24 protein-coding genes are annotated in these 24,631 nt (G+C 40.9%); 9 read left to right on the forward strand and 15 right to left on the reverse strand.

The features are described from left to right. Positions 1-201 precede the first annotated feature (201 nt). The 5 genes from ppx to purM all read right to left on the reverse strand — a co-directional run bounded on the left by ppx (position 202) and on the right by purM (position 6,344). Entirely contained in the window at positions 202-1,731 is a 1,530-nt protein-coding gene (gene ppx, locus ABE954_RS10085; protein WP_042843533.1) for an exopolyphosphatase, read from the reverse strand. A 4-nt stretch (positions 1,732-1,735) separates the two neighbouring features. Further along, entirely contained in the window at positions 1,736-3,805 is a 2,070-nt protein-coding gene (gene ppk1 / locus ABE954_RS10090) for a polyphosphate kinase 1 (protein ID WP_042843534.1), read from the reverse strand. A gap of 56 nt (positions 3,806-3,861) precedes the next feature. Beyond that, a complete protein-coding gene (gene speG / locus ABE954_RS10095; protein ID WP_131680719.1) occupies positions 3,862-4,449 on the reverse strand; it encodes a spermidine N1-acetyltransferase in 588 nt (195 codons plus the stop codon). Between the two features lie 204 nt (positions 4,450-4,653). Continuing rightward, a complete protein-coding gene (gene purN / locus ABE954_RS10100) occupies positions 4,654-5,304 on the reverse strand; it encodes a phosphoribosylglycinamide formyltransferase (protein ID WP_042843536.1) in 651 nt (216 codons plus the stop codon). Continuing rightward, on the reverse strand, positions 5,304-6,344 hold the full coding sequence (purM, locus tag ABE954_RS10105; protein WP_042843537.1) for a phosphoribosylformylglycinamidine cyclo-ligase: 1,041 nt from the start codon (positions 6,342-6,344) through the stop codon (positions 5,304-5,306). Before purM ends, purN begins: the two co-directional genes overlap by 1 nt. 354 nt (positions 6,345-6,698) lie before the next feature. Here purM and upp point away from each other — a divergent pair, with 354 nt between their 5' ends. The 3 genes from upp (at position 6,699) to hda (ending at position 9,559) form a co-directional block, all read left to right on the forward strand. Then, on the forward strand, positions 6,699-7,325 hold the full coding sequence (gene upp, locus ABE954_RS10110; RefSeq protein WP_042843538.1) for a uracil phosphoribosyltransferase: 627 nt from the start codon (positions 6,699-6,701) through the stop codon (positions 7,323-7,325). 110 nt (positions 7,326-7,435) lie between these two features. Beyond that, the gene (uraA, locus tag ABE954_RS10115; protein WP_042843539.1) at positions 7,436-8,731 is read left to right on the forward strand and encodes a uracil permease; all 1,296 of its coding nucleotides are present in this window, start codon (positions 7,436-7,438) and stop codon (positions 8,729-8,731) included. 126 nt (positions 8,732-8,857) lie between these two features. Further along, on the forward strand, positions 8,858-9,559 hold the full coding sequence (gene hda, locus ABE954_RS10120; protein ID WP_042843540.1) for a DnaA inactivator Hda: 702 nt from the start codon (positions 8,858-8,860) through the stop codon (positions 9,557-9,559). A gap of 144 nt (positions 9,560-9,703) precedes the next feature. On the opposite strand, the gene arsC is transcribed toward hda, so the two are convergent. Beyond that, a complete protein-coding gene (arsC, locus tag ABE954_RS10125) occupies positions 9,704-10,060 on the reverse strand; it encodes an arsenate reductase (glutaredoxin) (protein ID WP_129465985.1) in 357 nt (118 codons plus the stop codon). Between the two features lie 12 nt (positions 10,061-10,072). Further along, a complete protein-coding gene (locus ABE954_RS10130; RefSeq protein WP_129465984.1) occupies positions 10,073-11,536 on the reverse strand; it encodes a M48 family metallopeptidase in 1,464 nt (487 codons plus the stop codon). A 197-nt stretch (positions 11,537-11,733) separates the two neighbouring features. Between ABE954_RS10130 and ABE954_RS10135 the strand changes: the two genes are divergently transcribed. Next, a complete protein-coding gene (locus tag ABE954_RS10135; protein WP_042843543.1) occupies positions 11,734-12,798 on the forward strand; it encodes an AI-2E family transporter in 1,065 nt (354 codons plus the stop codon). Between the two features lie 52 nt (positions 12,799-12,850). Here the strand turns inward: ABE954_RS10135 and bcp are convergent, their stop codons facing one another. Beyond that, positions 12,851-13,321: a thioredoxin-dependent thiol peroxidase gene (bcp, locus tag ABE954_RS10140; protein ID WP_042843545.1), complete on the reverse strand. Its 471-nt coding sequence runs from the start codon at positions 13,319-13,321 to the stop codon at positions 12,851-12,853. Between the two features lie 14 nt (positions 13,322-13,335). Further along, positions 13,336-13,893: a glycine cleavage system transcriptional repressor gene (locus ABE954_RS10145; RefSeq protein ID WP_042843546.1), complete on the reverse strand. Its 558-nt coding sequence runs from the start codon at positions 13,891-13,893 to the stop codon at positions 13,336-13,338. A gap of 324 nt (positions 13,894-14,217) precedes the next feature. On the opposite strand from ABE954_RS10145, the gene dapA reads away from it, so the two are divergent. The 3 genes from dapA (at position 14,218) to purC (ending at position 17,350) form a co-directional block, all read left to right on the forward strand. Continuing rightward, a complete protein-coding gene (gene dapA / locus ABE954_RS10150; RefSeq protein ID WP_042844313.1) occupies positions 14,218-15,090 on the forward strand; it encodes a 4-hydroxy-tetrahydrodipicolinate synthase in 873 nt (290 codons plus the stop codon). Positions 15,091-15,106: 16 nt separating this feature from the next. Then, on the forward strand, positions 15,107-16,159 hold the full coding sequence (gene bamC, locus ABE954_RS10155) for an outer membrane protein assembly factor BamC (RefSeq protein ID WP_042843547.1): 1,053 nt from the start codon (positions 15,107-15,109) through the stop codon (positions 16,157-16,159). Between the two features lie 477 nt (positions 16,160-16,636). Beyond that, complete coding sequence (purC, locus tag ABE954_RS10160) at positions 16,637-17,350, forward strand: phosphoribosylaminoimidazolesuccinocarboxamide synthase (RefSeq protein WP_042843549.1); 714 nt, start codon at positions 16,637-16,639, stop codon at positions 17,348-17,350. 66 nt (positions 17,351-17,416) lie between these two features. On the opposite strand, the gene ABE954_RS10165 is transcribed toward purC, so the two are convergent. The 5 genes from ABE954_RS10165 to ABE954_RS10185 are packed head-to-tail and all read right to left on the reverse strand — an operon-like array spanning position 17,417 to position 20,861. Then, on the reverse strand, positions 17,417-18,274 hold the full coding sequence (locus ABE954_RS10165; RefSeq protein WP_206226986.1) for an energy-coupling factor ABC transporter ATP-binding protein: 858 nt from the start codon (positions 18,272-18,274) through the stop codon (positions 17,417-17,419). After that, positions 18,258-19,124, reverse strand: coding sequence for an energy-coupling factor ABC transporter ATP-binding protein (locus ABE954_RS10170; protein ID WP_206226983.1), 867 nt, complete (start codon positions 19,122-19,124; stop codon positions 18,258-18,260). The genes ABE954_RS10165 and ABE954_RS10170 overlap by 17 nt, the downstream gene beginning before the upstream one ends. Beyond that, positions 19,115-19,819: an energy-coupling factor transporter transmembrane component T gene (locus tag ABE954_RS10175; protein ID WP_129465979.1), complete on the reverse strand. Its 705-nt coding sequence runs from the start codon at positions 19,817-19,819 to the stop codon at positions 19,115-19,117. Before ABE954_RS10175 ends, ABE954_RS10170 begins: the two co-directional genes overlap by 10 nt. Beyond that, positions 19,820-20,401 carry a membrane protein gene (locus ABE954_RS10180; protein WP_042843553.1) on the reverse strand — a complete coding sequence of 194 codons (582 nt, stop codon included), beginning with the start codon at positions 20,399-20,401 and terminating at the stop codon, positions 19,820-19,822. 34 nt (positions 20,402-20,435) lie between these two features. Next, a complete protein-coding gene (locus tag ABE954_RS10185; RefSeq protein WP_042843555.1) occupies positions 20,436-20,861 on the reverse strand; it encodes a PPC domain-containing DNA-binding protein in 426 nt (141 codons plus the stop codon). 717 nt (positions 20,862-21,578) lie between these two features. Here ABE954_RS10185 and ABE954_RS10190 point away from each other — a divergent pair. Together ABE954_RS10190 and ABE954_RS10195 are read left to right on the forward strand one after the other, a co-directional pair. After that, positions 21,579-22,031 (forward strand): DUF441 domain-containing protein, encoded by a 453-nt coding sequence (locus ABE954_RS10190; protein ID WP_004911348.1) that lies wholly within the window; start codon positions 21,579-21,581, stop codon positions 22,029-22,031. A 7-nt stretch (positions 22,032-22,038) separates the two neighbouring features. Then, positions 22,039-24,060, forward strand: coding sequence for a tRNA(Met) cytidine acetyltransferase TmcA (locus ABE954_RS10195; protein ID WP_042843557.1), 2,022 nt, complete (start codon positions 22,039-22,041; stop codon positions 24,058-24,060). Here the strand turns inward: ABE954_RS10195 and ABE954_RS10200 are convergent. Beyond that, entirely contained in the window at positions 24,041-24,232 is a 192-nt protein-coding gene (locus ABE954_RS10200; RefSeq protein ID WP_042843559.1) for a YpfN family protein, read from the reverse strand. The two genes, ABE954_RS10195 and ABE954_RS10200, sit on opposite strands and share 20 nt — an antisense overlap. Positions 24,233-24,631: the final 399 nt, after the last annotated feature.

The following is a 24,631-nucleotide window of genomic DNA, read 5'->3' on the forward strand; positions in this document are numbered from 1 at the left end:
GAAAGCAGGTTGTGACATTTTAATCCTTAAAGCAATAACAGCGCACAGCGCTTTATATTAATTCGCCTACGAGGGGACGAAATTTATTATCATTATTGTCGCCCATTTAAATAATATTTCAAACAGTTGAATTAAATAGGCAGTGATTTCACAGTAATCAACCAATAAAATCAGAAGAAATCACTACAATAATGGCGTAAGTTACTTGGTTTCCGCACTAATACGTAATGACCAACCAGGAACATCCTCCCAATAATCACTTTCTTTTTCTAAATCCAGGGCCATCAAGGCATTCTGCACGAGATATTCCTCTGGTAAATAGAGTGCCCAGTGGCCTTCATCTGTTTCTATTCGTAATGAAGTCGGGGTTGTTGTTGATTGGCGTTGGTTATTTAATAATATGGCAAGCCGCAAGATTTGAATTAGCGGCATAAATTGTTTTCTTTTAAACAGATTAAATTTGGGAATATCGTCATATTTTATGGCTCGACGGTGATTACGGACTAGCGTGGCTAATAATAATTGCTGCTCTTGATTAAAACCGGGTAGGTTAGTGTTTTGTAAAATATAGGCAGAATGGCGGTGCATGCCACTATGATTAATACTTAACCCGACTTCATGCAGCATAACTGCCCAAATCAAAATAGATTCTAATTGAGGATTAAGCTGTTTGGGGTTTTGCTGACCCCACTGGTAATACAGCTCTTCCATGGTTTTTAGAACGCGCTTTGCTTGTTCTCTATCAATATTATAGTGCTCGGCAAGGCTTAATGCAGTGCGTTGACGGATATCTTGGTGGCGAAAACGGCCTTCCATTTCATACAGAACCCCTTCACGTAAAGCACCATCGGATAACCGTAATTCTTTAATATCTAATGAATCAAATACAGCCAATAAAATAGCCAGTCCTGGAACGAAAACCTGCTTGCGCTCGTTGGACAAGCCGGGAATGTTTAATGCGCTAAATGACTTATATTTCAACGCCATTTGTTTAATTTCAGCCAGTCGTTCTCGAGTAATAATACCGTCTTTATAGCCAAGTTCTTGTAATACACTATGTGTTGCTTTAATTGTGCCAGAAGCCCCCATTGCAACATCCCATGTGTATTTTTTAAATAAAATAGCCGTACTTTCTAATTTTAAACAGGCGCAAAGATAAGCACGATTAAAAAAATCAGGGGAAATGGTTTCGTTTGGAAAGTAAGTGCGAGCAAAACTGACGCAACCCATTCTGCGGCTTTCAATGAGTAGTGGCTCAAATTTTTCACCGATAACGATTTCCGTAGAGCCGCCCCCGATATCAAGAACAAGCTTGCGACCTTTCTCCGGCTGGGTGTGCTCAACTCCCATAAAAATTAGCCTTGCTTCTTCTTGGCCTGAAATAATTTCAATGGGATAGGGGATAATTTCTTTGGCGCGTTGCAAAAACTGCTTCACATTGGTTGCAACTCGTAATGAGTGGGTGCCAACAATACAAACATTATCAGGCGAAAAACCCTGCAAACGCTCTGCAAATAAAGCTAAACAAGAAAGCCCTCGTTCCATTGCTTCTTCACTGAGTTCGTTGGTATCACTCAGCCCATCAGCAAGGTGGACACGCTTTTTAAGGCGGGTGAGCACTTGTAATGCCCCATTGACAACACGTGCGATGACCATATGAAAACTGTTTGAGCCTAAATCTATTGCCGCAATTTCTTGTGGCCTTGGTGATGATGTTGAAGTTATTGGCATAGTATCAAGCTCTGGTATCTGGTGTTTCAAGTGATTTTAAATATTCATAAACAGCAAGTTGAGAACGTATTTTTCGCTTATTTCCGCGAGGAACATAATGATTACTCAAATCTTTGTCAACATAACGGGCTTTTACTGTATCGCTAAATTGCAATTCTAGAATATCTAAAACACGTTGTTTTAAATGAGGATCAACTAAACTCACTGCAACTTCAATACGATAGTCTATGTTACGAGTCATCCAATCCGCTGATGAAATAAACACTTTTTCGTCCCCTGCATTAGTGAAAACATAGACGCGGTCATGTTCAAGAAAGCGGTCAACGATGCTGGTGACTTGAATATTTTCGCTGTACCCCGATTGACCTGCCACTAAAGAACACATGCCACGGACTAATAAACGAATTTTAACCCCTGCATTAGAGGCATCATACAGTTTATCAGTGAGTTCTTTATCAACTAAATTATTAATTTTTAATGTAATGCCGCTTGGAAGCCCCGAAAGTGCATTGGCTATTTCTTGGTCAATTAAAGCCATTAATTTAATGCGAGTATTTTGTGGTGAGACCATTAAGTTGTCAAAGGTGACTGGGCGGTACGGGTTTTCAATAAAACTAAATACTCGGCGCACTTCATTAGTGATTTGTTCGTTAGCGGTGAGTAATGAATAGTCGGTATATAACCGAGCGGTTTTTTCATTAAAATTACCTGTCCCAATATGGGCATAGCGGATAATTTGGCCTTCTTCCATACGTGAAATGATAAATAATTTCGCATGAATTTTCAGGCCAGGGGCAGAGAAAATAACATGGACACCCGCTTCGGTTAGTCTTTTAGCCCAATGTATATTAGCGGCTTCATCGAAACGTGCTTGCAGTTCAACGACTACGGTGACCTTTTTACCGTTATGGGCGGCGTGGATCACGGAATCAATGATGCGAGAGTCTTTCGCAACACGGTAAATATTGATTTTTATCGACAATACATTAGGGTCAAAGGAAGCCTGACGCAGTAATTCTAAAGTATGCTCAAAGGTATAATAAGGGTAATACAGCAGTACATCACGTTCTCGAATAGCATCAAAGCCATTGCGGAAATTATCAAACCAGCGGTGACGTAACCTTGGTAGAGGTTTGTTTAATAAGTTTTTATTCCCTTCATTAGGGAAGTTAATAAAGTCTTTAAAGTTATGATAGCGCCCACCTGCAATGACCGAGTCGTCATTAGATAACCCCAATTTTTCACGTAACAAAGCAACCATTTCATCAGGCATATCACGTTGATACACAAAACGAACTGGCTCTGCGGTTAAACGTTGCTTTAACGTTGAAGACATAATCTCAAGCAAGCTCGATTCCATTTCTGAGGCGATGTCATATTCGGCATCACGGGTCATTTTCATCGAATAGGCGTTGAGCTCATCATAATCGAAAAAACCTTTAAAAATTTCGTCGAGGGTATAACGTAAGATATTATCAATTAATATCATTGATTTACGTCTTTTCGGCTTTTCTGGTGGTAAGTTAACAAACCTTGGAACTTTATCAGATGGAATTTCTAATAAGGCGTATTGAATGTGGTTACCATTAATGATTTCTATCGCAAGATAGGTGTAATCGTCTTTCAGAAACTCGACTAAATCAGTATCTGGATTGATTAAAATGGGGGTGATGTGCTGGCGTAGATTTTGCCGGAAATACTGACGTAACCAAATCTGCTGACGTGGGGAAATTTGCCGTTCATTGATTAAAAATATTTGGTTACGAGCCATCTCAAGTAACAAATCATTATACAGAACGTCAAACTCTTGTTCCTGTTTGGCAACTTTAGATTGGATGCGCTTTAATAAGTGACGGGCACCACTTGCTGAGCCGCGTTCTTCATTGATTAAAATCCGGCGTTTCACATCAGCAAAACGAACTTTATAAAACTCATCTAAGTTATTGGAGTAAATGCCCAAAAAACGCATACGCTCAATAAGAGGGTTACGCTTATCGGCTGCTTCTTGTAAAACGCGCTCGTTAAAAGATAGCCAGCTTAACTCTTTTTCATGATAGAGACGTTCTTGGGACATTATAACTCCGTATTAGACGCTTGTTACTTTTTAAGGCTTTGATTTCAGCCAGCTAACTAAATATGTTGTTTAATCGCTTTATCTTGAGCAACAACACTTTCTGGGTTAGCAGACTGTTGTTTCATCGCAAAATATTGATGCTGGAAAATACACATGCGGATAGCCGTGTGGTAGCGCCCATTTACGAAAAATTCGTCAATCAACTCACCTTCAGTATGAAAGCCTAGTTTATTATAAATATGGATAGCTTTGATATTTTCTTTATCAACAATTAGGTAAAGTTTATATAAATTTAATACAGAGAAAGCATAGTCCATTGCAAGCTTTGCTGCACGACTTGCGTGGCCACGACCTTGATGGTTTGGTGCAATAATAATTTGGAATTCAGAGCGACGGTGAATATAGTCAATTTCAACAAGCTCAACTAAACCCACTTTTTCGCTATCATTCTCAACAATAAAGCGCCGTTCGGATTGGTCATGAATATGTTTATCGTAAAGATCGCTTAGCTCAACAAAGGCCTCATAAGGCTCTTCAAACCAGTAACGCATAACACTGGCATTATTATCAAGTTGATGAATAAATGCTAAATCTTCACGTTCAAGTGGGCGCAACCTAAACGGATGAACTTGCCCGGTAGTCATAAAACACCTCTAAGTTAGTGAGTAAAATGTTATTTATAAAAACGTTGCGTCTAGGATAACATGGTTTTTCGATAAAATAATGACACAGCACAGACAGATCTACTCCTTGTTGAAGAATAGTTCACTTTATGCAGAGGGATTTGATTAACCGCTAAAAATAAAAGAGAAAAGGGCGGAAACTCCGCCCTTAGCTAACAATATAAATTATAGCGTTGATGATGCAATAGAATAACCATTCGGTGGTAAAATTTGGTTGTCTAATAACGCGTTACCATCGTGCATCGACAAACGGCCACTAATAAACCATTCAACAACGATTGGGTAAATGGTATGTTCTTGCGTTTTTACGCGCTCAATAAGAAGTTCTTCGGTATCACCAGTGAAAATAGGTACTTTGGCTTGTAAAATTACAGGCCCACCGTCAAGCTGTTCTGTAACAAAATGTACGGATGTACCATGTTCTTTATCGCCATTTTCCAGCGCCTTCCGATGAGTGTGTAACCCAGGGTATTTGGGCAATAAAGAAGGGTGGATATTGAGCAATTTCCCCGTAAAGTGATTAACGAAAGGTGCAGTTAAAACCCGCATAAAACCAGCTAGAACAATTAAATCTGGCTGGTATTGTTCAATATATTCTAACAGGGCGGTGTCATAAGCTTGGCGGTCGGTATATTGTGTCGCATCAAGGTAGAAGGCGGGTATCCCAGCCTTCTGTGCACGGACAAGACCATAAGCGTTGCCTTGGTTGCTCACAACCGCGGCAATTTGAGCATCAATTTCCCCTGAATGGCAGCTATCAATTAATGACTGCAAATTACTACCACTGCCTGAAATGAGAACAACAATTTTCTTCATTAGCGGATCACAACCTGCTCTTCCCCCACAGGAAGCTCACCAATAGTACCAATTTGCCAAGCTTTTTCACCAAGTTGGGTTAATAATGCTAAAGCAGCTTCAACTTCACTTGGTGGTAAGGCGACGATGATGCCCACACCGCAGTTAAAAGTGCGGTACATTTCGTGGGTACTAACATCCCCAGCTTGTTGTAGCCAGTCAAAGACAGCAGGCCATTGCCAGCTATTTCCATCAATAATTGCTTGGGTGTTATCAGGTAATACACGAGGAATATTTTCCCAGAAACCACCCCCTGTGATATGTGCGATTGCATGAATATCACGGTTAGCAATCAGTTCTAATACGTTTTTAACATAAATACGGGTTGGTTCTAATAAATGGTCAGCTAAAGGTTTACCGTCTAATTGTGTGGTTTCCGGATTAGTTTGGCTAACGTCTAAAATTTTACGTACCAAAGAATAACCATTTGAATGAGGACCACTTGAGGCTAAGGCAATTAATGCATCCCCTGCACTGACTTTGCTGCCATCGATGATCTCGGAGCGTTCGACGACACCGACACAGAAACCTGCAACGTCGTAATCTTCCCCATGGTACATGCCGGGCATTTCTGCTGTTTCGCCGCCAACTAATGCACAGCCTGATTGTTTACAGCCTTCTGCGATACCAGTGATAACGCTTGCCGCAGTGTCGACATCAAGTTTACCGGTTGCATAATAATCGAGGAAAAACAGTGGCTCAGCACCTTGAACGATTAGGTCATTGACACACATCGCAACCAAGTCAATACCAATAGTATTATGGCGTTTTAAATCCATTGCTAGACGTAATTTTGTGCCTACACCGTCAGTACCTGATACGAGTACAGGTTCACGATATTTTTGAGGCAGGGAACATAATGCGCCGAACCCCCCAAGCCCGCCCATGACTTCTGGACGGCGAGTTTCCTTTACCACACCTTTAATACGTTCAACCAAGGCGTTACCTGCATCAATATCGACACCGGCATCTTTATAGCTAAGAGAGGTTTTATCAGTCACTACGGCCCCCAAGGCAATTACATTTTGAGAAAATTAACTTCATTAGCATTATTCTAACAGGCTAGGCAAACGTTTGCGATAGCTTTATCAATGAAAATTTTTGTCATTGTCAGGGGAAAAGAAATGACAATATTCAGTAAATAAACATCAGCCAAAAGAAATGAGGTCACGGAGATGGTGATTGCTGTTTATCAAATATCAACTTAGCTGAGATAAGCTATAATATGAAAAAAATGGGTCTAATTGTTGTTGTTTTGACCAAAGTCAAGGGTAATCTAGTGGCAATCGTAGCTAAAAGAGGTATAATCCGGCGATTTTTTTGTCCGCCGACGTCTTAAATAGTAGGAGAAAACCATGAAGATCGTTGAGGTAAACCACCCTCTCGTTAAACATAAACTCGGCCTGATGCGAGATCATGATATAAGCACTAAACGCTTTCGTGAACTGGCCTCAGAGGTTGGTAGCCTACTGACTTATGAAGCAACCGCTGACCTTGAAACTGAAAAAGTGACTATCGATGGTTGGTGTGGTCCTGTAGAAATAGAACAAATTAAAGGTAAGAAAATCACTGTAGTACCAATTCTCCGTGCAGGTATTGGTATGATGAATGGTGTGTTAGACAGTATTCCAAGTGCACGTATCAGTGTGGTTGGTGTTTATCGTGATGAAGAAACACTACAACCAGTTCCCTATTTTCAAAAACTCGCCTCCAACATTGAAGAGCGTATGGCACTCGTTGTTGACCCAATGCTAGCAACGGGTGGTTCAATGATTGCGACTATCGACTTGTTAAAAAATGCAGGTTGTACGTCAATTAAGATACTTGTGCTTGTGGCTGCTCCTGAAGGTATTAAAGCTTTAGAAGCTGTACATCCTGATGTTGAATTATATACCGCTTCCATAGATGAGCGTCTTAATGAAGATGGTTATATCGTTCCGGGTCTGGGTGACGCGGGTGATAAGATATTTGGTACAAAATAATGATAAGCCGACTGAGAAGTCGGCTTTTTTTTGATTTATTCGTAGAGAACCACTGTATTTAAAGTGATAAGCCAATTCAGTAAAAAATTGCTAAAAGGGGATAAAATAAAATGACACGTCGCACCATCAGTGTTGAAGAAAGACCGCCATTACTCCAAACCATACCACTGAGCTTCCAGCATTTATTTGCTATGTTTGGCGCAACCGTTGTCGTACCGATTCTGTTTGGCGTAAACCCAGCCACAATATTATTGTTTAACGGGATAGGCACCCTGTTGTATTTATTTATCTGTAAAGGGCAAATTCCTGCTTATTTAGGGTCTAGTTTTGCTTTTATTTCGCCGGTATTGATTTTATTGCCACTCGGTTATGAATTGGCACTGGGTGGCTTTATTATTTGTGGTGTATTGTTTTGTCTTGTTGCATTGATTGTTAAAGTTGCGGGAAGGGGGTGGATTAACGTGATGTTCCCACCCGCGGCTATGGGGGCGATTGTTGCCGTTATCGGTTTAGAATTAGCTCAAACAGCAGCAAGTATGGCTGGCTTATTGCCTAAAGATGGCGCCACAGTCGATAGCAATACACTAATCATTTCCCTGACGACATTATCTGTAACTATCCTTTGTGCGGTTGTTTTTCGTGGTTTTTTATCTATCATTCCGATTCTAATTGGTTTTTTAGTTGGTTATGCACTTTCTTACTTTATGGGCATTGTCGATTTTACACCCGTAATCGAAGCACCTTGGTTTGCAATTCCAACTTTTTATACGCCACGCTTTGAATGGTTTGCTATCTTAACCATTTTGCCTGCTGCATTAGTGGTAATTGCAGAACATGTTGGCCACCTAGTTGTGACTGCAAATATTGTTGAACGGGATTTGATGAAAACACCGGGCTTACATCGTTCTATGTTTGCAAACGGTTTTTCTACTGTAATTTCTGGTTTTTTTGGTTCCACGCCGAATACGACATATGGCGAAAATATCGGTGTTATGGCCATTACTAAGGTATACAGTACTTGGGTTATTGGTGGTGCAGCGGTAATAGCGATATTACTTTCTTGCATTGGTAAGTTAGCTGCGGCGATCCAATTAGTGCCGGTACCGGTGATGGGTGGGGTATCACTCTTATTATACGGGGTAATTGGTGCATCGGGTATCCGTGTTTTAATTGATTCGAAAGTGGATTACAACAAACCGCAAAACTTGATTTTGACGTCAGTGATTTTAATTATTGGTGTCAGTGGGGCGGTGATCCATATTGGTCAAGCAGAACTTAAAGGTATGGCACTGGCTACGATTGTTGGTATTTGTATGGCATTGTTATTCCGCTTTATTACCTTTGTCCGGCCTGAGAAACAGTTTGTGACATCAGAAGTGCAAGAGCTTAATAGTCATAAAAAATAATTCACATTGTTTTCAATACGCCGCTCAAAATATTGGGCGGCAATTGGAAACCGTTCTTATTCATCTCTCCTCGTTTTTTATGGTAAACTGGGAGATGAAAATTGATTTGTACAGCCAGAGGCGCTTCTGAACACACCATCACAGCTTTCATTACCACTATATCTTCCAGATGATGAAACCTTTGCTAGCTTCTATGCCGGGGAGAATGGGGCGTTGTTGTCTGCTATTCAGTCTGCAATTATTCAACCACATGGTAGCTATATCTATTATTGGTCGCGTGAAGGTGGTGGGAAAAGCCATTTATTGCATGCTGCATGTGCTGAGCTTTCTGAACAGGGTGTTGCTGTAGGCTATGTACCACTCGATAAACGTGCATATTTTGTTCCTGAAGTATTAGATGGCATGGAACATTTATCATTGGTTTGTATCGATAACATCCAATGTATAGCGGGTGATGAAGAATGGGAAATGGCTATTTTCAATTTATATAACCGTATTTTAGAAATTGGCCGTACTTGCCTGTTAATTACGGGTGATAGACCCCCACGGCAGATTGAGTTGAAATTACCGGATTTGGCCTCTCGCCTTGATTGGGGGCAAATCTACAAGCTGCATCCACTTAGCGATGAAGATAAAATATGGGCTCTTCAATTACGTGCACGTATCCGTGGTTTTGAGCTTCCTGAAGACGTCTGCCGGTTTGTGTTAAAACGTCTTGATAGAAAAATGGGGACATTGTTCGATATTCTCAATAAACTTGACCATGCCTCGATTGTTGCACAGCGAAAACTCACCATTCCATTTGTCAAAGATATCTTAAAGCTCTAGTCAATATTATTGATTAAATCAATATATAAAACTAAAGGCGATAGACTCATGCATATCGCCTTTTAAACAATGTTTGGAAGAGAAGAAGTAACTTAAGTCAAACTCAATAATATATTGAGTACGACTTTTATCACCAAACAGTTTTTATAAAATTTCAAGTACCAGCTCAGGTGGCCGGCCTAAACGTGCTTTATCGCCGTTAACCACAATAGGGCGCTCAATCAGCTTCGGGTTTTCATGCATCGCTTTAATTAGTTGATCCTGTGTTAAGCCGTCATCACTTAAATTCAATTCTTTATATAAATCTTCTTTGGTGCGCATTAACTGACGAGCATCTTTAAACCCTAACATCTTGAGCAGTTTTTTGATTTCACCCGTTGTTGGGGGTGTTTTTAAGTATTCAACCACAGTGGGAACAATGCCTTTTTGCTCTAACAGGGCTAAGGTTTCACGGCTTTTAGAGCAACGAGGGTTGTGGTAAATCTTAATCGAATCCGTCATTATATTAACTCCTTACGGTTTTGCATTTTTATCACGTAATTGCAGTTTTATCAGTGCATCGATTCGCGCATCATAGCGCTGTTGTTCATAACTGCCTAATTTGCTCTTACGGCTAGCATCAGTGAGATAATTAATCGCAGTATCATAATTTCCGCGCAGTGCCATACCTTCAGCATAAGCTGCTAACTCTTCAGTACGGTTACCTTGTTTAGCAGACGCCTCTGCCAGTAGATCCCAACCGATGGGGTCATCTGGATAATCGAAAGTGTATTTATTTAGCAAGGTTCTGGCTTCTTTATATTGATGGTCATTAATTAATGCATTCGCAAGATTAACAATAAACACCGTATTTTGAGGGGATTTCTTCAAGGCATTTTGCAAGCGCGTAACGGCTTTTGATACACGATTTTGCTCAATATCAATATCCGTCATAGTATCGATAAACCAAGGGTTATCAGGCTGTTTAGCTAATAATTCAGCCATGATTTTACCTGCATCTGCGTATTTTTTATCTTGCGACAGAATCAAGGCTTTACCATACTGCGCGGCTATTTGTTCTTGTGCAGAGCCTTTCCCATAATTTTCAATAATCTGGTCTAATGCATGTTTTTGGTCTGAACTATACATTGCCAATATACGGACTCTGGCTAACATAAAATCCAGTGAAGATGGCACGCTGACTTTAGCGTATTGATTTGAACGGTTTCGAGCATCCGCTAAGCGGCTATCTGGTAAGGGGTGTGTTAGCAAAATTTCAGGGGGTTTAGACATATAGCGTGTTTGGTCTGACATCGTTTGCATAAAATCAGCCATTGCATGGGGGTCAAAACCAGAACGCCTTAGTGTTTGTAAACCAATACGGTCAGCTTCTTGTTCATTCGCTTGTGTAAAGCTGATCATGCCTTGTTGCACACCGGCCATCGTGCTTGTCAGTGCGGCAAAACCTGCTTGCGGATTTGCCATCACTAATAATAAAGAACCAATCGTCCCCGCAATCGCAAGAGGGGTGGTACTTTTTTGATCCTCCATCATCCTGGCAAGATGCCGTTGGGTGACGTGTGAAATTTCGTGGGCCATCACCGAAGCGAGTTGGCTCTCATTTTGGCTGTAACGAAATAGCGCGGAGTGTAATACGACATTACCGCCAAAATAGGCGTAAGCATTAATATTAGGGTTATTAACGAGATAAAACTTAAACGGTGTTTTAACTGAATCGGCATTCTTTACTAACCGCATACCAAGTTTGTTAACATATTGAGTCAACAATGGGTCGTAAATGAGTGGTGTACTAGCACGGATTTGGCGTGTAATAGCATCACCCATAATAATTTCTTGGTTGATGCTCAGTGTGCCCCCAGCTGTGGTGCCAATATCAGGTAAGGTGTCTTCTATGGCACTATAAGCAGGTAAAACTGCACCGTTCATCAGTGCGGCGATCATGAAAGCCAATAATGGGTGTTTGAATTTTTTCTTCATGAAACGTGAGTATCCCATACAACATTTAAAATTTAGGGTAAGTACCGACTTTATTTCGAGTGTATATAGGGTAAGGCAGCAAATAACTCGAAAAGTTTAAAACATATGATAGCAAAAGCTATCGTTAAATCTGTTCTTCGGTATAATTTTCGATAATTTAAGAACTGTCCTTTGTGTTATTTCCCCAGGAGCTACAAATGCTGGAATTGTTTTTACAGTGGTATCGTCGGCGTTTTGCTGACCCACAAGCCGTTGCACTTTTTACACTACTGGTTTCTGGTTTTGTGATCATCTTCTTTTTCAGCAGTATACTAGCTCCGTTATTGGCAGCAATTGCTTTAGCTTATTTACTCGAGTGGCCGACGCATTTACTACAACGTGCGGGGTTATCACGCTCTTTTGCTGTGAGTATCATTTTGACCCTATTTGCGGGAATAAGTGCCATGGTGATTTTAATTATTGCGCCGACAGCTTGGCAGCAAGGTATTAATTTGATGGCCGATCTACCGAATATGGTTAACCGTTTCAATGAATTTGCACAGAAACTCCCTGAGCAATACCCTGCATTGGTTGATGTTGGCATTATTGATATGATGGCTGATAATTTACGCAGTCGCATGTCAGGTATTGCAGACTCTGTCGTAAAAGCGTCTGTGGCATCACTAATTGGCATTTTTACTTTAGCTGTTTATTTGGTTTTAGTTCCACTGATGACATTTTTCCTATTAAAAGATAAAGAACGTATTAGCCAAAGTTTTTTAAAGCTATTACCTAAAAACCGTTTATTAGTAGGTAAAGTCTGGGTAGAAATGAACGAGCAAATTACCAACTATCTACGTGGCAAGGTAACAGAAATGGTGATTGTGGGTGTCGTCACTTATTTATGTTTTGCGTATTTTGACTTGCGGTACTCAGTATTATTATCAGTGTTGGTAGGGGTTGCTGTTTTGATCCCGTATATTGGTGCGGTAGCAGCAACAATTCCTGTCGTTATTGTTGGGTTATTTCAATTTGGTATTGGTAGTGAGTTTTGGTACTTGATGCTGGCTTATTTAGTGATCCAAGGGCTGGATAGCAATGTTGTGGTGCCTTTGTTGTTTTCAGAAGCCGTCAATCTACATCCACTAGTGATTATTTTATCTGTTGTCGTTTTTGGTGGTTTATGGGGAGTGTGGGGGGTATTTTTTGCAATCCCATTGGCAACGCTTATTAAAGCGGTTATTCATGTGTGGCCTGAAGACACCAACGAATTAGTAAAATAAGTTTAGAAAATAGTGCTGTATGGCCCATACAGCACTATATAAAGACTAAAAATTAAGCGTTCGCGGTAATGTATTCGAGGACGATTTCGTGGTGATTGCTGGTTTTGAAATTGTCAAATACGTGTTCTATTTTCCCTGTTGGGTCAATGAGGAAACTGATACGATGAATGCCATCATAGGTTTTCCCCATAAATTGTTTTTCACCCCAAACCCCAAATTGCTCACATACTTGGTGCTCTTCGTCTGATAATAAAGTGAAGTTCAACATTTCTTTTTCAACGAAACGAGAAAGTTTCTCTGGTTTGTCTGTGCTAATCCCTAAAACCTCGACACCTTTCGCTTTTAGTGTGTCCATTTCATCACGCAAACCACACGCTTGAACGGTACAACCTGGAGTCATCGCTTTAGGATAAAAGTAAACTAATACGCGCTGACCCTGATAATCAGAAAGATTGATGATCTCACCATCTTGGTCAGGAAGGCTAAATTGAGGCGCCTTATCACCGGCTTTCAATGGGTTCATTACATATATCTCCGTTAACTCTGCATATTGGGGTTGTTGATAATGCTTATGTTGCCTTTAGCATTTAGCATTGTACATAGTTGTTGAAATTTGTTTTTTATAATTATGCCGTTATCGTCCAACGGGTCGTGTGCAGTAATCTGAATTTCCAGTTGAGCGGGCATATCATTATTGGCTGGTTGAGTCTTAGAAACAAGCTCTGCAATATTACATTGCGAAGTTGTGAATAAATTTGTGAATTGCTCGACAATCCGTGGTGCATCGTCGACAACCACGTTCACCGTTACTGTCGATGGGTAATAGGTTGTTTGAACACTTTGAGTTCTTTTCATGACAATCAGCAAGTCAAGTTCCGCCCCTTTAGGAGGCAATGTCGCCTCTAATAGAGTGATGGCATTCCAACTGCCGGATAACATCATAATAAACGTAAACTCCTTGCCAAACATCGCTAAGCGACTATCTTCAATATTACAGTCACACTCACTAACGAGGCGAGTAATCGTGTTCACAATGCCCGGACGATCTGTTCCCAGCGCAGTAATCACAAGAAATTGCTGTTCAGTCTTAGGCAAAGTCTGTCCCTTAATGTTTTTGATTATGTCAGTTAAACACTTAATTAGAATATAGCAGTAAATACAGTTGTCATAAAACTGACGCCAGATGCAGGTAAGGAAACCATAAAAAATGGCATCTGCCAAGAGAAAGCACACACTCTTGCGAGAAATATCAGCGAATTATTACTTCTATTTAAGTTAATGTCTCTGGCATTAACAAAATTCATTAAAATCTTGCTGTTGGGTGGTTTTCTTCTTGGAAATGAAAAAGTAACATGGGGGTTCAATTATTAAGGGGGTATCGTCATGGCTAATGGAAACGCAAATTATAAAGATTTTTTAATGGGAAGCATTGTTGCAGTTATAACACCGATGGACTCAGCGGGGCGTTTAGATAAAGCCAGTCTGAAAAAACTGGTGGATTACCATGTTGAAAGCGGAACATCTGCCATTGTTTCTGTTGGTACAACAGGCGAATCAGCAACCTTAACTCACAAAGAACATGTGGATGTAGTGAAAGCCACCTTAGAACTTGCTGATGGGCGTATCCCAATTATTGCTGGTGCAGGTGCAAATGCGACAGCAGAAGCTATCTCTTTAACCAATGAATTTGAAAATAGTGGGGTAGTTGCTTGCCTGACGGTAACACCTTATTATAATAGGCCTTCTCAGGAAGGGCTATATCAACATTTTAAAGCAATTTCAGAGAACACTAGCTTGCCACAGATTCTTTATAATGTACCATCACGGACAGGCTGCGATATGTTACCTGAAACCGTAGGGCGTTTAGCGAAATTGGCGAATATTGTCGCAATTAAAGAAGCGACAGGGAACTTAGCTAGGGTTCATCAAATCAAAGAACTGGTTGATGATGATTTTGTACTGTTAACCGGTGATGACGCGACAGCACTCGATTTCATGCAACTCGGTGGAAAGGGCGTTATTTCAGTAACTTCTAACGTTGCTGCACCGCAGATGGTAAAAATGTGTGACTTAGCGCTTGCAGGCAAATATACTGAAGCGCGCGAATTAAACAAAAAACTGATGGGGTTACATCTTCAGTTGTTTGTTGAACCAAATCCAATTCCAGCGAAATGGGGCTGTCATCGCTTAGGCTTGATTACAGATGGTACATTGCGGTTACCTATGACACCGCTAACCAGCTCAGGCCAGCAAAAAGTGGAAGAAGCCTTGAAACTCGCTGGGTTACTGTAAAATTTAGGGAATTTTAATGGCAACATTATTGCAAAAATCGAAGGTTATGAAGGTTGCTGGCCTGTCACTTGTCGTGTTACTGGCAGCCTGCTCCAGCGATCAGCGCTATAAACGTCAGGTCAGCGGTGATGAGGAATACCTCAATGCTGCGCCATTGAAAGTGTTAAATGTGCCACAAGGGCTTACATTACCAGAAGCAAATGGTGAGTATGATATCCCTAAAGCCACATCAACAGGCGCAGTAGGGAAAGCTTTAGATATTCGTCCCCCTGTACTGACAATTTCGCAATTAGCGGGTTCACGCACGGAAGATAGCGCGCAAGCAAGTCGTTTGTTGCTAGAAAATACACCTGAAAATAGTGCTCTTTGGTCACAAGTCACCATGATCCTAGAACAAAGAGGCATCCCAGTTTCATCGAAAGATGATGGCTCTCGCTCAATTGAAACCAATTGGGTCAAGTGGGATCGTGCTGACGAAAACGTGCCTATTGAAAGCCGCCATAAAATTACGGTTAAACCTGAAAACGGCATGATGGCATTAACAGTCACCAGTTTAGGGTTACGCCAAGGTGATGAAACTATTACTGATACTATTGAAGTTCAACGTTATAACAAATTATTGTTAAACGAATTAACTGATAATTTATATACGTTGCGTGATACTTCAAATAAAAACAGTATCCAAAGTGCCTATGGGATCATAGATGTTCAAACAGGTAGTGACGATACAGGCCTTCCTTTAGTCGTTGTCCGTGCGCCATTTGATGCGGTTTGGGAAAGGTTACCTCATGCACTAGAAAGTGTAGGCATGAAAGTTGGCGACCGTTCTCGCTCTAGTGGCTCTGTCACGGTAACTTACAAAGGCTTAAGTAGCTCAGAATGGCAAGCTCTGGGGGTTGATGACCCATCTATCCCTGAAGCGGATTATAAATTGCAGGTTGGTGACTTAAACAACCGTAGTACGCTGCAATTTATCACCACTAAAGGTGTCGCATTAACACAGAAACAAAATGATGAAATGGTCGCGGCATTAAAAGCGGCGTTTAGTAAAGTTCCAACGAATAAATAATTATATTTCATTTTGGTAAAACAAATAAAAACCGTGGCTTGCAATACAAGTCGCGGTTTTTTTTATGGGAAATTTTAGCCAAATTGGGTGTGTTCAAATTGGGGAAAAGGGATGAGTTAGCTCATCATAAGTTTATAGATAGATAATCATTTTAAATATTATTGCTATCTTGCCAATATGAGACGCCATAAAACGAATGGACAAAAAATCAGTGTTTATGCTGAAGTAATCGTTTGCGTCCGCCTGAGAATTTTATTATCATAATTAGCGCTAAAATATAAAATATTGTATATCAGTGGGTTAGCATAAGCTTTTACATTGGCATATAACTAGCTGAAACAGAGTAGAAAATTAACAGTGAACCGTATTTTTAAATGGTTTTTCTTCTGTTAATTATCTTTTCTGTAAAGACAGAATGATGACAGAATTCCCATATCATTTTTTATATAGATTAATCACATCTCTGGAGTGTGTAAGATGCAAAAGAAAGCTGAGTTGTATCGTGGTAAGGCAAAAACTGTCTATACCACAGAGGATCCTGATCTGCTGGTTCTGGAATTCCGTAATGATACATCAGCACTCGATGGTGAGCGTATCGAACAATTTGATCGTAAAGGCATGGTTAATAATAAATTTAACCATTTTATTATGAGCAAATTAGAAGAGGCGGGTATTCCAACACAAATGGAGGCACTGCTTTCTGACACTGAAGCACTAGTCAAAAAACTAGATATGGTTCCAGTTGAATGTGTTATTCGTAACCGCGCAGCGGGTTCACTTGTTAAGCGCTTAGGTGTTGAAGAAGGTATGGTATTGAACCCACCTTTATTTGACTTATTCTTAAAAGATGATGCGAAGCATGACCCAATGGTCAATGAGTCTTATTGTGAAACCTTTGGTTGGGTTAGCAAAGACAATCTGGCAACAATGCGTGAACTGAGCTACAAAGCAAATGAGGTTCTGAGCAAAATTTTTGCCGATGCTGGGCTCATTTTAGTCGATTTCAAACTAGAGTTTGGTTTATATAAAGGCCAAGTGGTACTAGGGGATGAATTCTCTCCAGATGGTAGCCGTTTATGGGATAAAGCAACCCTTAATAAAATGGATAAAGACCGTTTCCGTCAAAGCCTTGGCGGCTTGATTGAGGCTTATGAAGAAGTTGCTCGTCGTATTGGTGTACCGCTAGATTAATCAATTTTCCATTATTTTAGGTATGGATCAGCCTGCTATTCAGGCTGATTTTGACGAAGAGTTATGTTACTTAAGGGACGATTGGTTCAGAAAATTGGTTACCCAAGACAATGGGGTGATATAAGGTTGTTCCAGTTGTTCCAGTTGTTCCAGTTGTTCCAGTTGTTCCAGTTGTTCCAGTTGTAACTGTTGGCTAAGTGAAATCAGTGTTGGGGCCGGAAGAGACGACTCAACTTGCAGTTTAGGATGGCATAATATAGATAATGGCGGCCCATCAGCGATGAGCTCCCCATTTGATAAATGTAAGGTCCGCTGGAAATGGCGTGCTACAAAGTCAAGGTCATGGCTAATGGTGACCACCGTAACCCCTTTTTCACGTTGCAATGTTAGCCAATGCTCGAATCGGCGCATCCAACATGCATCGAAATCACGGCTAGGCTCATCGAGTAATAATAATTTAGGAGAGATAGCCTCTAAACAGGCAACAGCAACCATTCTTCGTTGGCCTGCATGCAAATCTAAAGGGTGTTTATCTGCAACATCAGTGAGGCCGCAAGTCTTTAGCGCATGTAATGTACGCGTTTGAATTTCAGCTTTAGCGTATTTTTGCCGCTTTAAACCAAAGGCGATTTCGTCTTTGACTCGACTATGAAAAATTTGTTTTTCAGCTTCTTGAAATAAAATACCGATCTGGTTTGCTCTATGGGGTGCAGTAATGGCACTGAGCTTTTGATTGTCGAGGTGTATATGACCGCTGGTGGGTTGCAATAAACCCGCTAAAAGTCGCAATAGTGTTGATTTCCCCGCGCCATTATCCCCCACTAAAGCTACCCATTCTCCAGAGTATATGGAGACAGATAAGCTCTTAATATTATCATGACTAGAACTTGGCCAACGGTAAGTTAGCTTATCGAGTTGCAGCATACCGCTCCTTAAATGCTTGCACCAGTTGGCTTTCATTATGGGGGATATTACCAACCCAAAGACCTTGTTTGACTAGCTCTCCCACGGCTCGCCATGCGTCTGGCATATTAATAGTTTCAAGTGCAGCAAGAAAAATATCATTCAAGCTGCCGACGGCTTGCATTTTTCCTGCTTCTAAAAATGCTTTACCAGAACTTAATAGCAAAAAAGTACTGCAAAAATGGGTTGCGGGTAATAAATTGCGCTCAAATAACATTAAGCTACAACCAGTTTGTTCGGTGTATTGCTTGAGTTGAATTAAAATATGCTGTGTCGCACTAGGTGTTAACCGACTAAATGCCTCATCGAGTAGCAGTAATTTCGGTTGCATTGCTAAAGCGCTGGCTAAGACGACACGCTGAGCTTCACCACCCGATAAGGTTGAAGGGTGCCGAGTACGTAAAGGCTCACAGAAGGTTAAACGGATTGCTTGTTCAACCCGCCTATCTATCTCTTCTGGTGCTAACCCTAAATTTTCAGGCCCAAAGGCTATTTCTTGCTCGACGGTAAAAGCACAGCCTGATAGCTGTAAATGTGGGGATTGTTGAATGAGTTGCCGGCTAGTTGAAGCTTGAATTAATGAGTCTGTTGTCAATGTTCCCTGTAAAACATTGGCGACACCTTCAATTTTCCCACGGATTAAATCATCATGCCAGCCCGCAAGTAGTTGGGCTAATGTACTTTTACCACTGCCATTGCCCCCGTATACACATAGCCACTGCCCTGGATCGAGACGTAAATCTATCGGCCCTAATAAAATTTGCTCTGTTCCTTGTGGAATAAAGCACATTTGTTGCAAATTCACCACCACAGAGCTAAACCACCTTCAATAAAAATAAATATGACTAACCCGTAGCGTAAGGATATTTGCCATAAACTGTCAGCGGGAGGGTTAAGGGTCGTACGGTTAGAGCTGTATCGAAAGCCACGCATATCCAGCGCGGCACTGCGGATACTCAACTCATTGAGTGTATTACTGGCTAGTGGAAATAATAAGGCCGGCAATGATGTGATGCGCTGCCAAATCCCGCCATTTAAGGGAACTCCGCGAGCAATTTGAGCTTCACGGATAGTTATCAACTGTTGGCGTAGTTGTTCAACGAGTAATAGTGGACCTGCCAATAAATAGGCAAAGCTTGCGGGCAACCTGCTAGCAAATAGGGCTCGAATAAACCGCTCCGTCGGGACAAATTGCAACCAAAGTTGGGAGCCACTAATAATAGTTAATAACCTAAACCATAATGCCATGGCAAAGTCTGGGCGGCTATTTTTCAACGTATCCCCTGTGAGTATCTGGGCTAACCAACCACTATGGATAAGCCAGAGACCTGCCGCCATGGGTATCATAATCCACGCGACAACACGCCAACGATGACGAGCGGGTTGCCATAATAGTAATACCATAAAAGTACTACAACCTAGCAGAGCTAAAGGCCACCCCAAAGGCAAAAATAGTGAACTCGCACTCAGCCAGAGCCAAAGCGTCAGCGAGGTAAACGGGTGCATTTAACTTACCTTAGCCATATTGGGGTAGTTGCGTTGCACTCGCTCCGGCAATTGGCGAACCAGCAGCCAAGCAACAATAGCGGAAATAACTTTATCTGCGATGTTGGCACCTAGAACGGTAATCGCGACTGATTCAAGTAAGTTATCTCCAACGGCATGGAAATAGGCAACGAAAAAATCAGCTCCACTACCCGTCGTCCCTGCAAATAAGTAAGTGCGAATAGGGACAGCAACGAGCATTAATGCAAAGGTAATAATGACCCCGGATAAAATAACTCTAGGTAAGGTGCGAAAACAGCCGGCACGGGCTAACAACCCAGCACTGAGGCCGATCATCATGGCTACGGGGGCAAATGCTGCGGCGATAGGCCCGCTGAGTAATCCCCACAATAAATTGGTTAATAAGCCACTAAACAAGGCGACCCAAGGGCCTGCTAATAACGCACAAATTAGCGTTCCAATAGAATCGAGAAAAATAGGCAGTTTTAACATAGAGCTTAATTGCCCAATAATCATATTAATCGCGATCGAAAAAACAATTAAAGTCAGTGTGCGACTAGAAATAATCGACGTTTTGCTCATGACAACGTATTCCTTGCTATGATGGAATAATAAATTAACGAGAGGTGATAATAAGTTCTTCGTAACCTGAAAGAGGACACGGTTCACGTGTGAAATTGGTTTTTTCAAGTTCACCAATCACCAGTTCTAATGTGGTTCTCACTGTGCAACCGGGCATCATATGGCCACCAAGCACTTTGCCAGTTTCGTCAGCAACCGCCAGATGAAGGTGTTCACCTTGGGCATCCAACGTACCGATTAAAGAGACAATCTCAAATTTACCTGTTGTATGATGCGTTATATCCTGCCCAGCGAAACGTAGAGCAACATTGGTTAAGCTGCCAACACTCCCAGCAATAAACGCAGCTTGCAGACGATGATGTGCAATTTGTTGGCGTAAGGATAAAATCACATCTTCATCGGGTACTAAGCGGATAGCAATAAAACGAGCGTTGGAATAAAGGGGTAAAGGGTGGGTCATATCATTAATCCTAATTATTGTGCTAGTAATAAGTGCCACACAATTTAGTAAATTATCAATTATCTTGGTTTATGACTTTTTATATTAATAACTGATGGATATTATACTCAATAATTACCAATTGTCTGGGAACAAAGGTGTTTGAGTGCATCTTTAGTAAAACGCACTGTAAGTTGGTGTTTATGGTGATGAATATGGGAAAAATGAAGAAATAAAAAAATAAAGAGTTATGAATATCCCGAATATTTAGCTTAAGTTTTATTGCTTACAGGTGGATTTAAACTTAACGGTGTTTTTCTGAGCACGATAAACGGATAACCATGGTTTATGCTAGCGAGTGTTTTCTTTAATATGGGTAAATTGCTAAGGGAAATGTTTACTATTCCCGTTTAAACCATCCTCGGATGGTATAGCTTTGAGGATTGTTCAGTATGCTAGATGGGCAATATTCGTATTCATACATGCCTTTAGTTAGAATAAAGCTAAAAATATTAAACAGCATCAATTGATATTAATAAGTAATACAAGTGTAATTACTAAGTTAATATGATGGAAGGAGACAGTCAGTTTTATTATTCATTATAATAATAGGTTAGCAAAAACAAAATAGAGCATGTATATATTTGCTTCTTTGATGATGAGCCAATAACATGTTTTGAAACCAATCATTTTAGCTGTTCGTAAAATAATAATTACGCGTTCTACAGGGATAAATCTATGAGTCATGTTGATCCAACATTAATCATCCTACTGGTATTAGCTGGGTTAGGGATCATAAGTCATAATATGACGGTCACTCTTGCGATGTTATTTTTATTGGTGGTTAGGATAACGCCATTGAATAATTATTTCCCATGGATTGAAAAATATGGGTTAACAATCGGCATTCTTATTCTCACTATTGGGGTGATGGCTCCTATCGCAAGTGGCAAAATAACAGCGAACGAAGTCCTGAGCTCATTTTTAAATTGGAAATCAATCCTTGCCATCGTGATTGGCATTGCCGTCTCTTGGCTAGGTAGCCGTGGGGTGACTTTAATGTCACATCAACCTTCTACAGTCGCAGGGTTATTAGTCGGGACAGTTATTGGTGTCGCTTTGTTCCGCGGCGTTCCTGTAGGGCCGTTAATTGCGGCTGGGATCTTGTCGTTATTAATTGGGAAATCATAACATTACTATGGTTGAACTATTATCTCCCATTGTAGAACAGCTTCGTTTTCTGGGCATGCGGCGTCTTTTGCTCCTTTCTGGAGACGATGCTTGGGTCGAGCAACAACTGATAAACTTACAAGAAACACTAAAGGGGGATTGGTTAACGCTATCCTCTAGCTTACCGAGGGCGGTTCTACCTGAAAATGCACACTTGTTGTTAGGTCGGGAGTTTTTACACGGTATTTTTGACGCGCGTAAAGGCCTACATAGTGAAGCATTGGCAATATTATCTGGGGCATTGAAGGCTGGCAGTCTGTTGGTTTTATGTACCAAAGAGCCGTCGAGATGGGCAGCCAGTGAAGATGTGGATAGCCTACGCTGGAATGAGCAACACGGTATTATTCCCACTCCTAATTTTGTATCGCACTTACAACACACAATTCACTTATCGGATACCGTATTATTTTACCAGCAGGGGAATACCCCCAGTTTTTCATTGTTGGAAAATAAAACCAAATGGTTGCCAGCAACAGGTCAACCAACCAAACAACAACAAAAAATTATTAGCCAATTATTACATGCTCAAGGTGGTATTTGGGGGGTAATAGCACCTAGAGGGCGGGGGAAATCGACCCTTGCGGGGATGCTAATACAACAATGGCCTGGGGAGTGCTGGTGTTGTGCTCCAGCGAAAGTGGCGACAGAAGTGTTAACACAACGAGCAGGTAAGCCAATTACGTTTTGGTCCCCAGATAATCTTTTGTCGTTTTGTCGCCAGAAAAAAAACATTACTGCAGATTGGTTAATTATTGATGAAGCTTCAGCCATCCCAAGCTATATTTTGCGTGAATTAGTAGAATACTTTCCTCGAGTTTTATTGACGACGACCGTTGATGGTTATGAGGGAACTGGGCGTGGTTTTATGTTGAAATTTTGTGCTAGTTTGCAAAATTTCACAGCACTTCAGCTTGATGAGCCGATGCGTTTTGCTCGAAATGACCCTTTAGAGCTATGGCTTAACCAAGCACTCCTGTTACAAGAACCAGAATGTCAGAAAAATAAGGTTGATGCCATTGAGTATTTAGGGATAACTCAAATGGAATTGGCGGCTAACTATACCCAACTTAGCGCTTTTTATGGCTTATTGATGAGTGCGCATTATCGAACATCTCCTTTAGATTTAAGGCGTTTATTGGACGCAAAGCAACAACATTTTATGGCGGCAAAAGCTGTCGGCCATGAAAGCACTTTCATTGGTGCTGTATGGATGGTAGATGAGGGGCAATTAACTGAAGCGCTAGGCTGGCAAATTTGGGCTGGTTTACGCCGGCCTAGAGGGAATTTAGTTGTACAGTCATTAGCCGCACACAGTTATTTTCCGAATGTTGCTCAATGGAAATCACGTAGGGTAATGCGTATTGCCGTTGAGAGCCATTATCGAAGAAAACAAGTTGGTTTAACATTATTAGAAAAGCAACAGGTTATTGCGAAACAACAGGGTTTGGATTTTTTATCAGTCAGTTTTGGGTTAACCCCTGATTTACTCGCATTTTGGCAAAAAGCAGGTTTTCGGTTAATTCGCATAGGGGACCATAAAGAAGCGAGTAGCGGGTGTTTTACTGCGATGGCAATATTACCGATTTCGAGCCGCGCATCTCAATTTTGTGAGCAAGGTGAATTGTTGTTACAGCGGGATGTAGCCTGGCGTGAGGATTTATCAGCGTTTAATTTACTAGTAAGTGACCAACAGCAGTTAATGGATGAAGATTGGTTAGAACTAGTCGGTTTTAGTGAGTTTAAACGCCCTCTAGCAGCAAGTAAAAGTGCCATTATGCGTTTGTTAACTGTAACTTCAAATGAACTACCTTTGTTAAGTAGGCATTTGCAATCATTAGAGCCGATAACTCAAATTTGTGCTGATATGGCATTAACAGGGAAAAAACAATGGCTACAATTAGCGAGAAAAGAGGTTGGTACACAAGTAAAAAAATACCAACCCGATTTGCTTAGCAAAATAAAACAAAAGATTATTTCTTTTTGTCATTAGGCCAGTCATCCTCATCGTCCCATAAGTGGTTATTATCTTTATGAGGAGGGAGTTCAGGTTTATCATCTAGGTATTTTTTGGGGTCAAGTCTCAGCATTTCTTTTACTGAGTTCCAAATAATACCGACTAGTAAGAGTAAAATTATCCACCAGTAGTCAGCTAGCCATTGCATATTCACCTTCCATTCGTCATTCTTTGAGCTGTCTGTGCGTTGATTTCGCTCAGTTACCCTAGTCACATACGGGTGTATGCTCCTAGGGATGCCTTCTCTTATCGCCTTCATACAACTCAAATAATTTAGAATGGGTATGGAACAGTCATTCTTTGAGCTGTCTGTGCGTTGATTTCGCTCAGTTACCCTAGTTACATACGGGGGCATGTGACTAGGCGAGTTTCCTATCACCTTTATTAGAAATTAAACGGCATGATAAAAATATAGCTATACCCGTTAAAATCGGACAATACCTTCAGCACGCTAAAATAAAGGTAATCATAATCATTTCAATCGGCAAAATCGACTTTTCATTACGCCTATTTACCATTACAGTATATCATTGATATTACTATGAGT

It is taken from the genome of Providencia sp. TYF-12, assembly GCF_041344805.1.
Classification (GTDB): domain Bacteria; phylum Pseudomonadota; class Gammaproteobacteria; order Enterobacterales; family Enterobacteriaceae; genus Providencia; species Providencia huashanensis.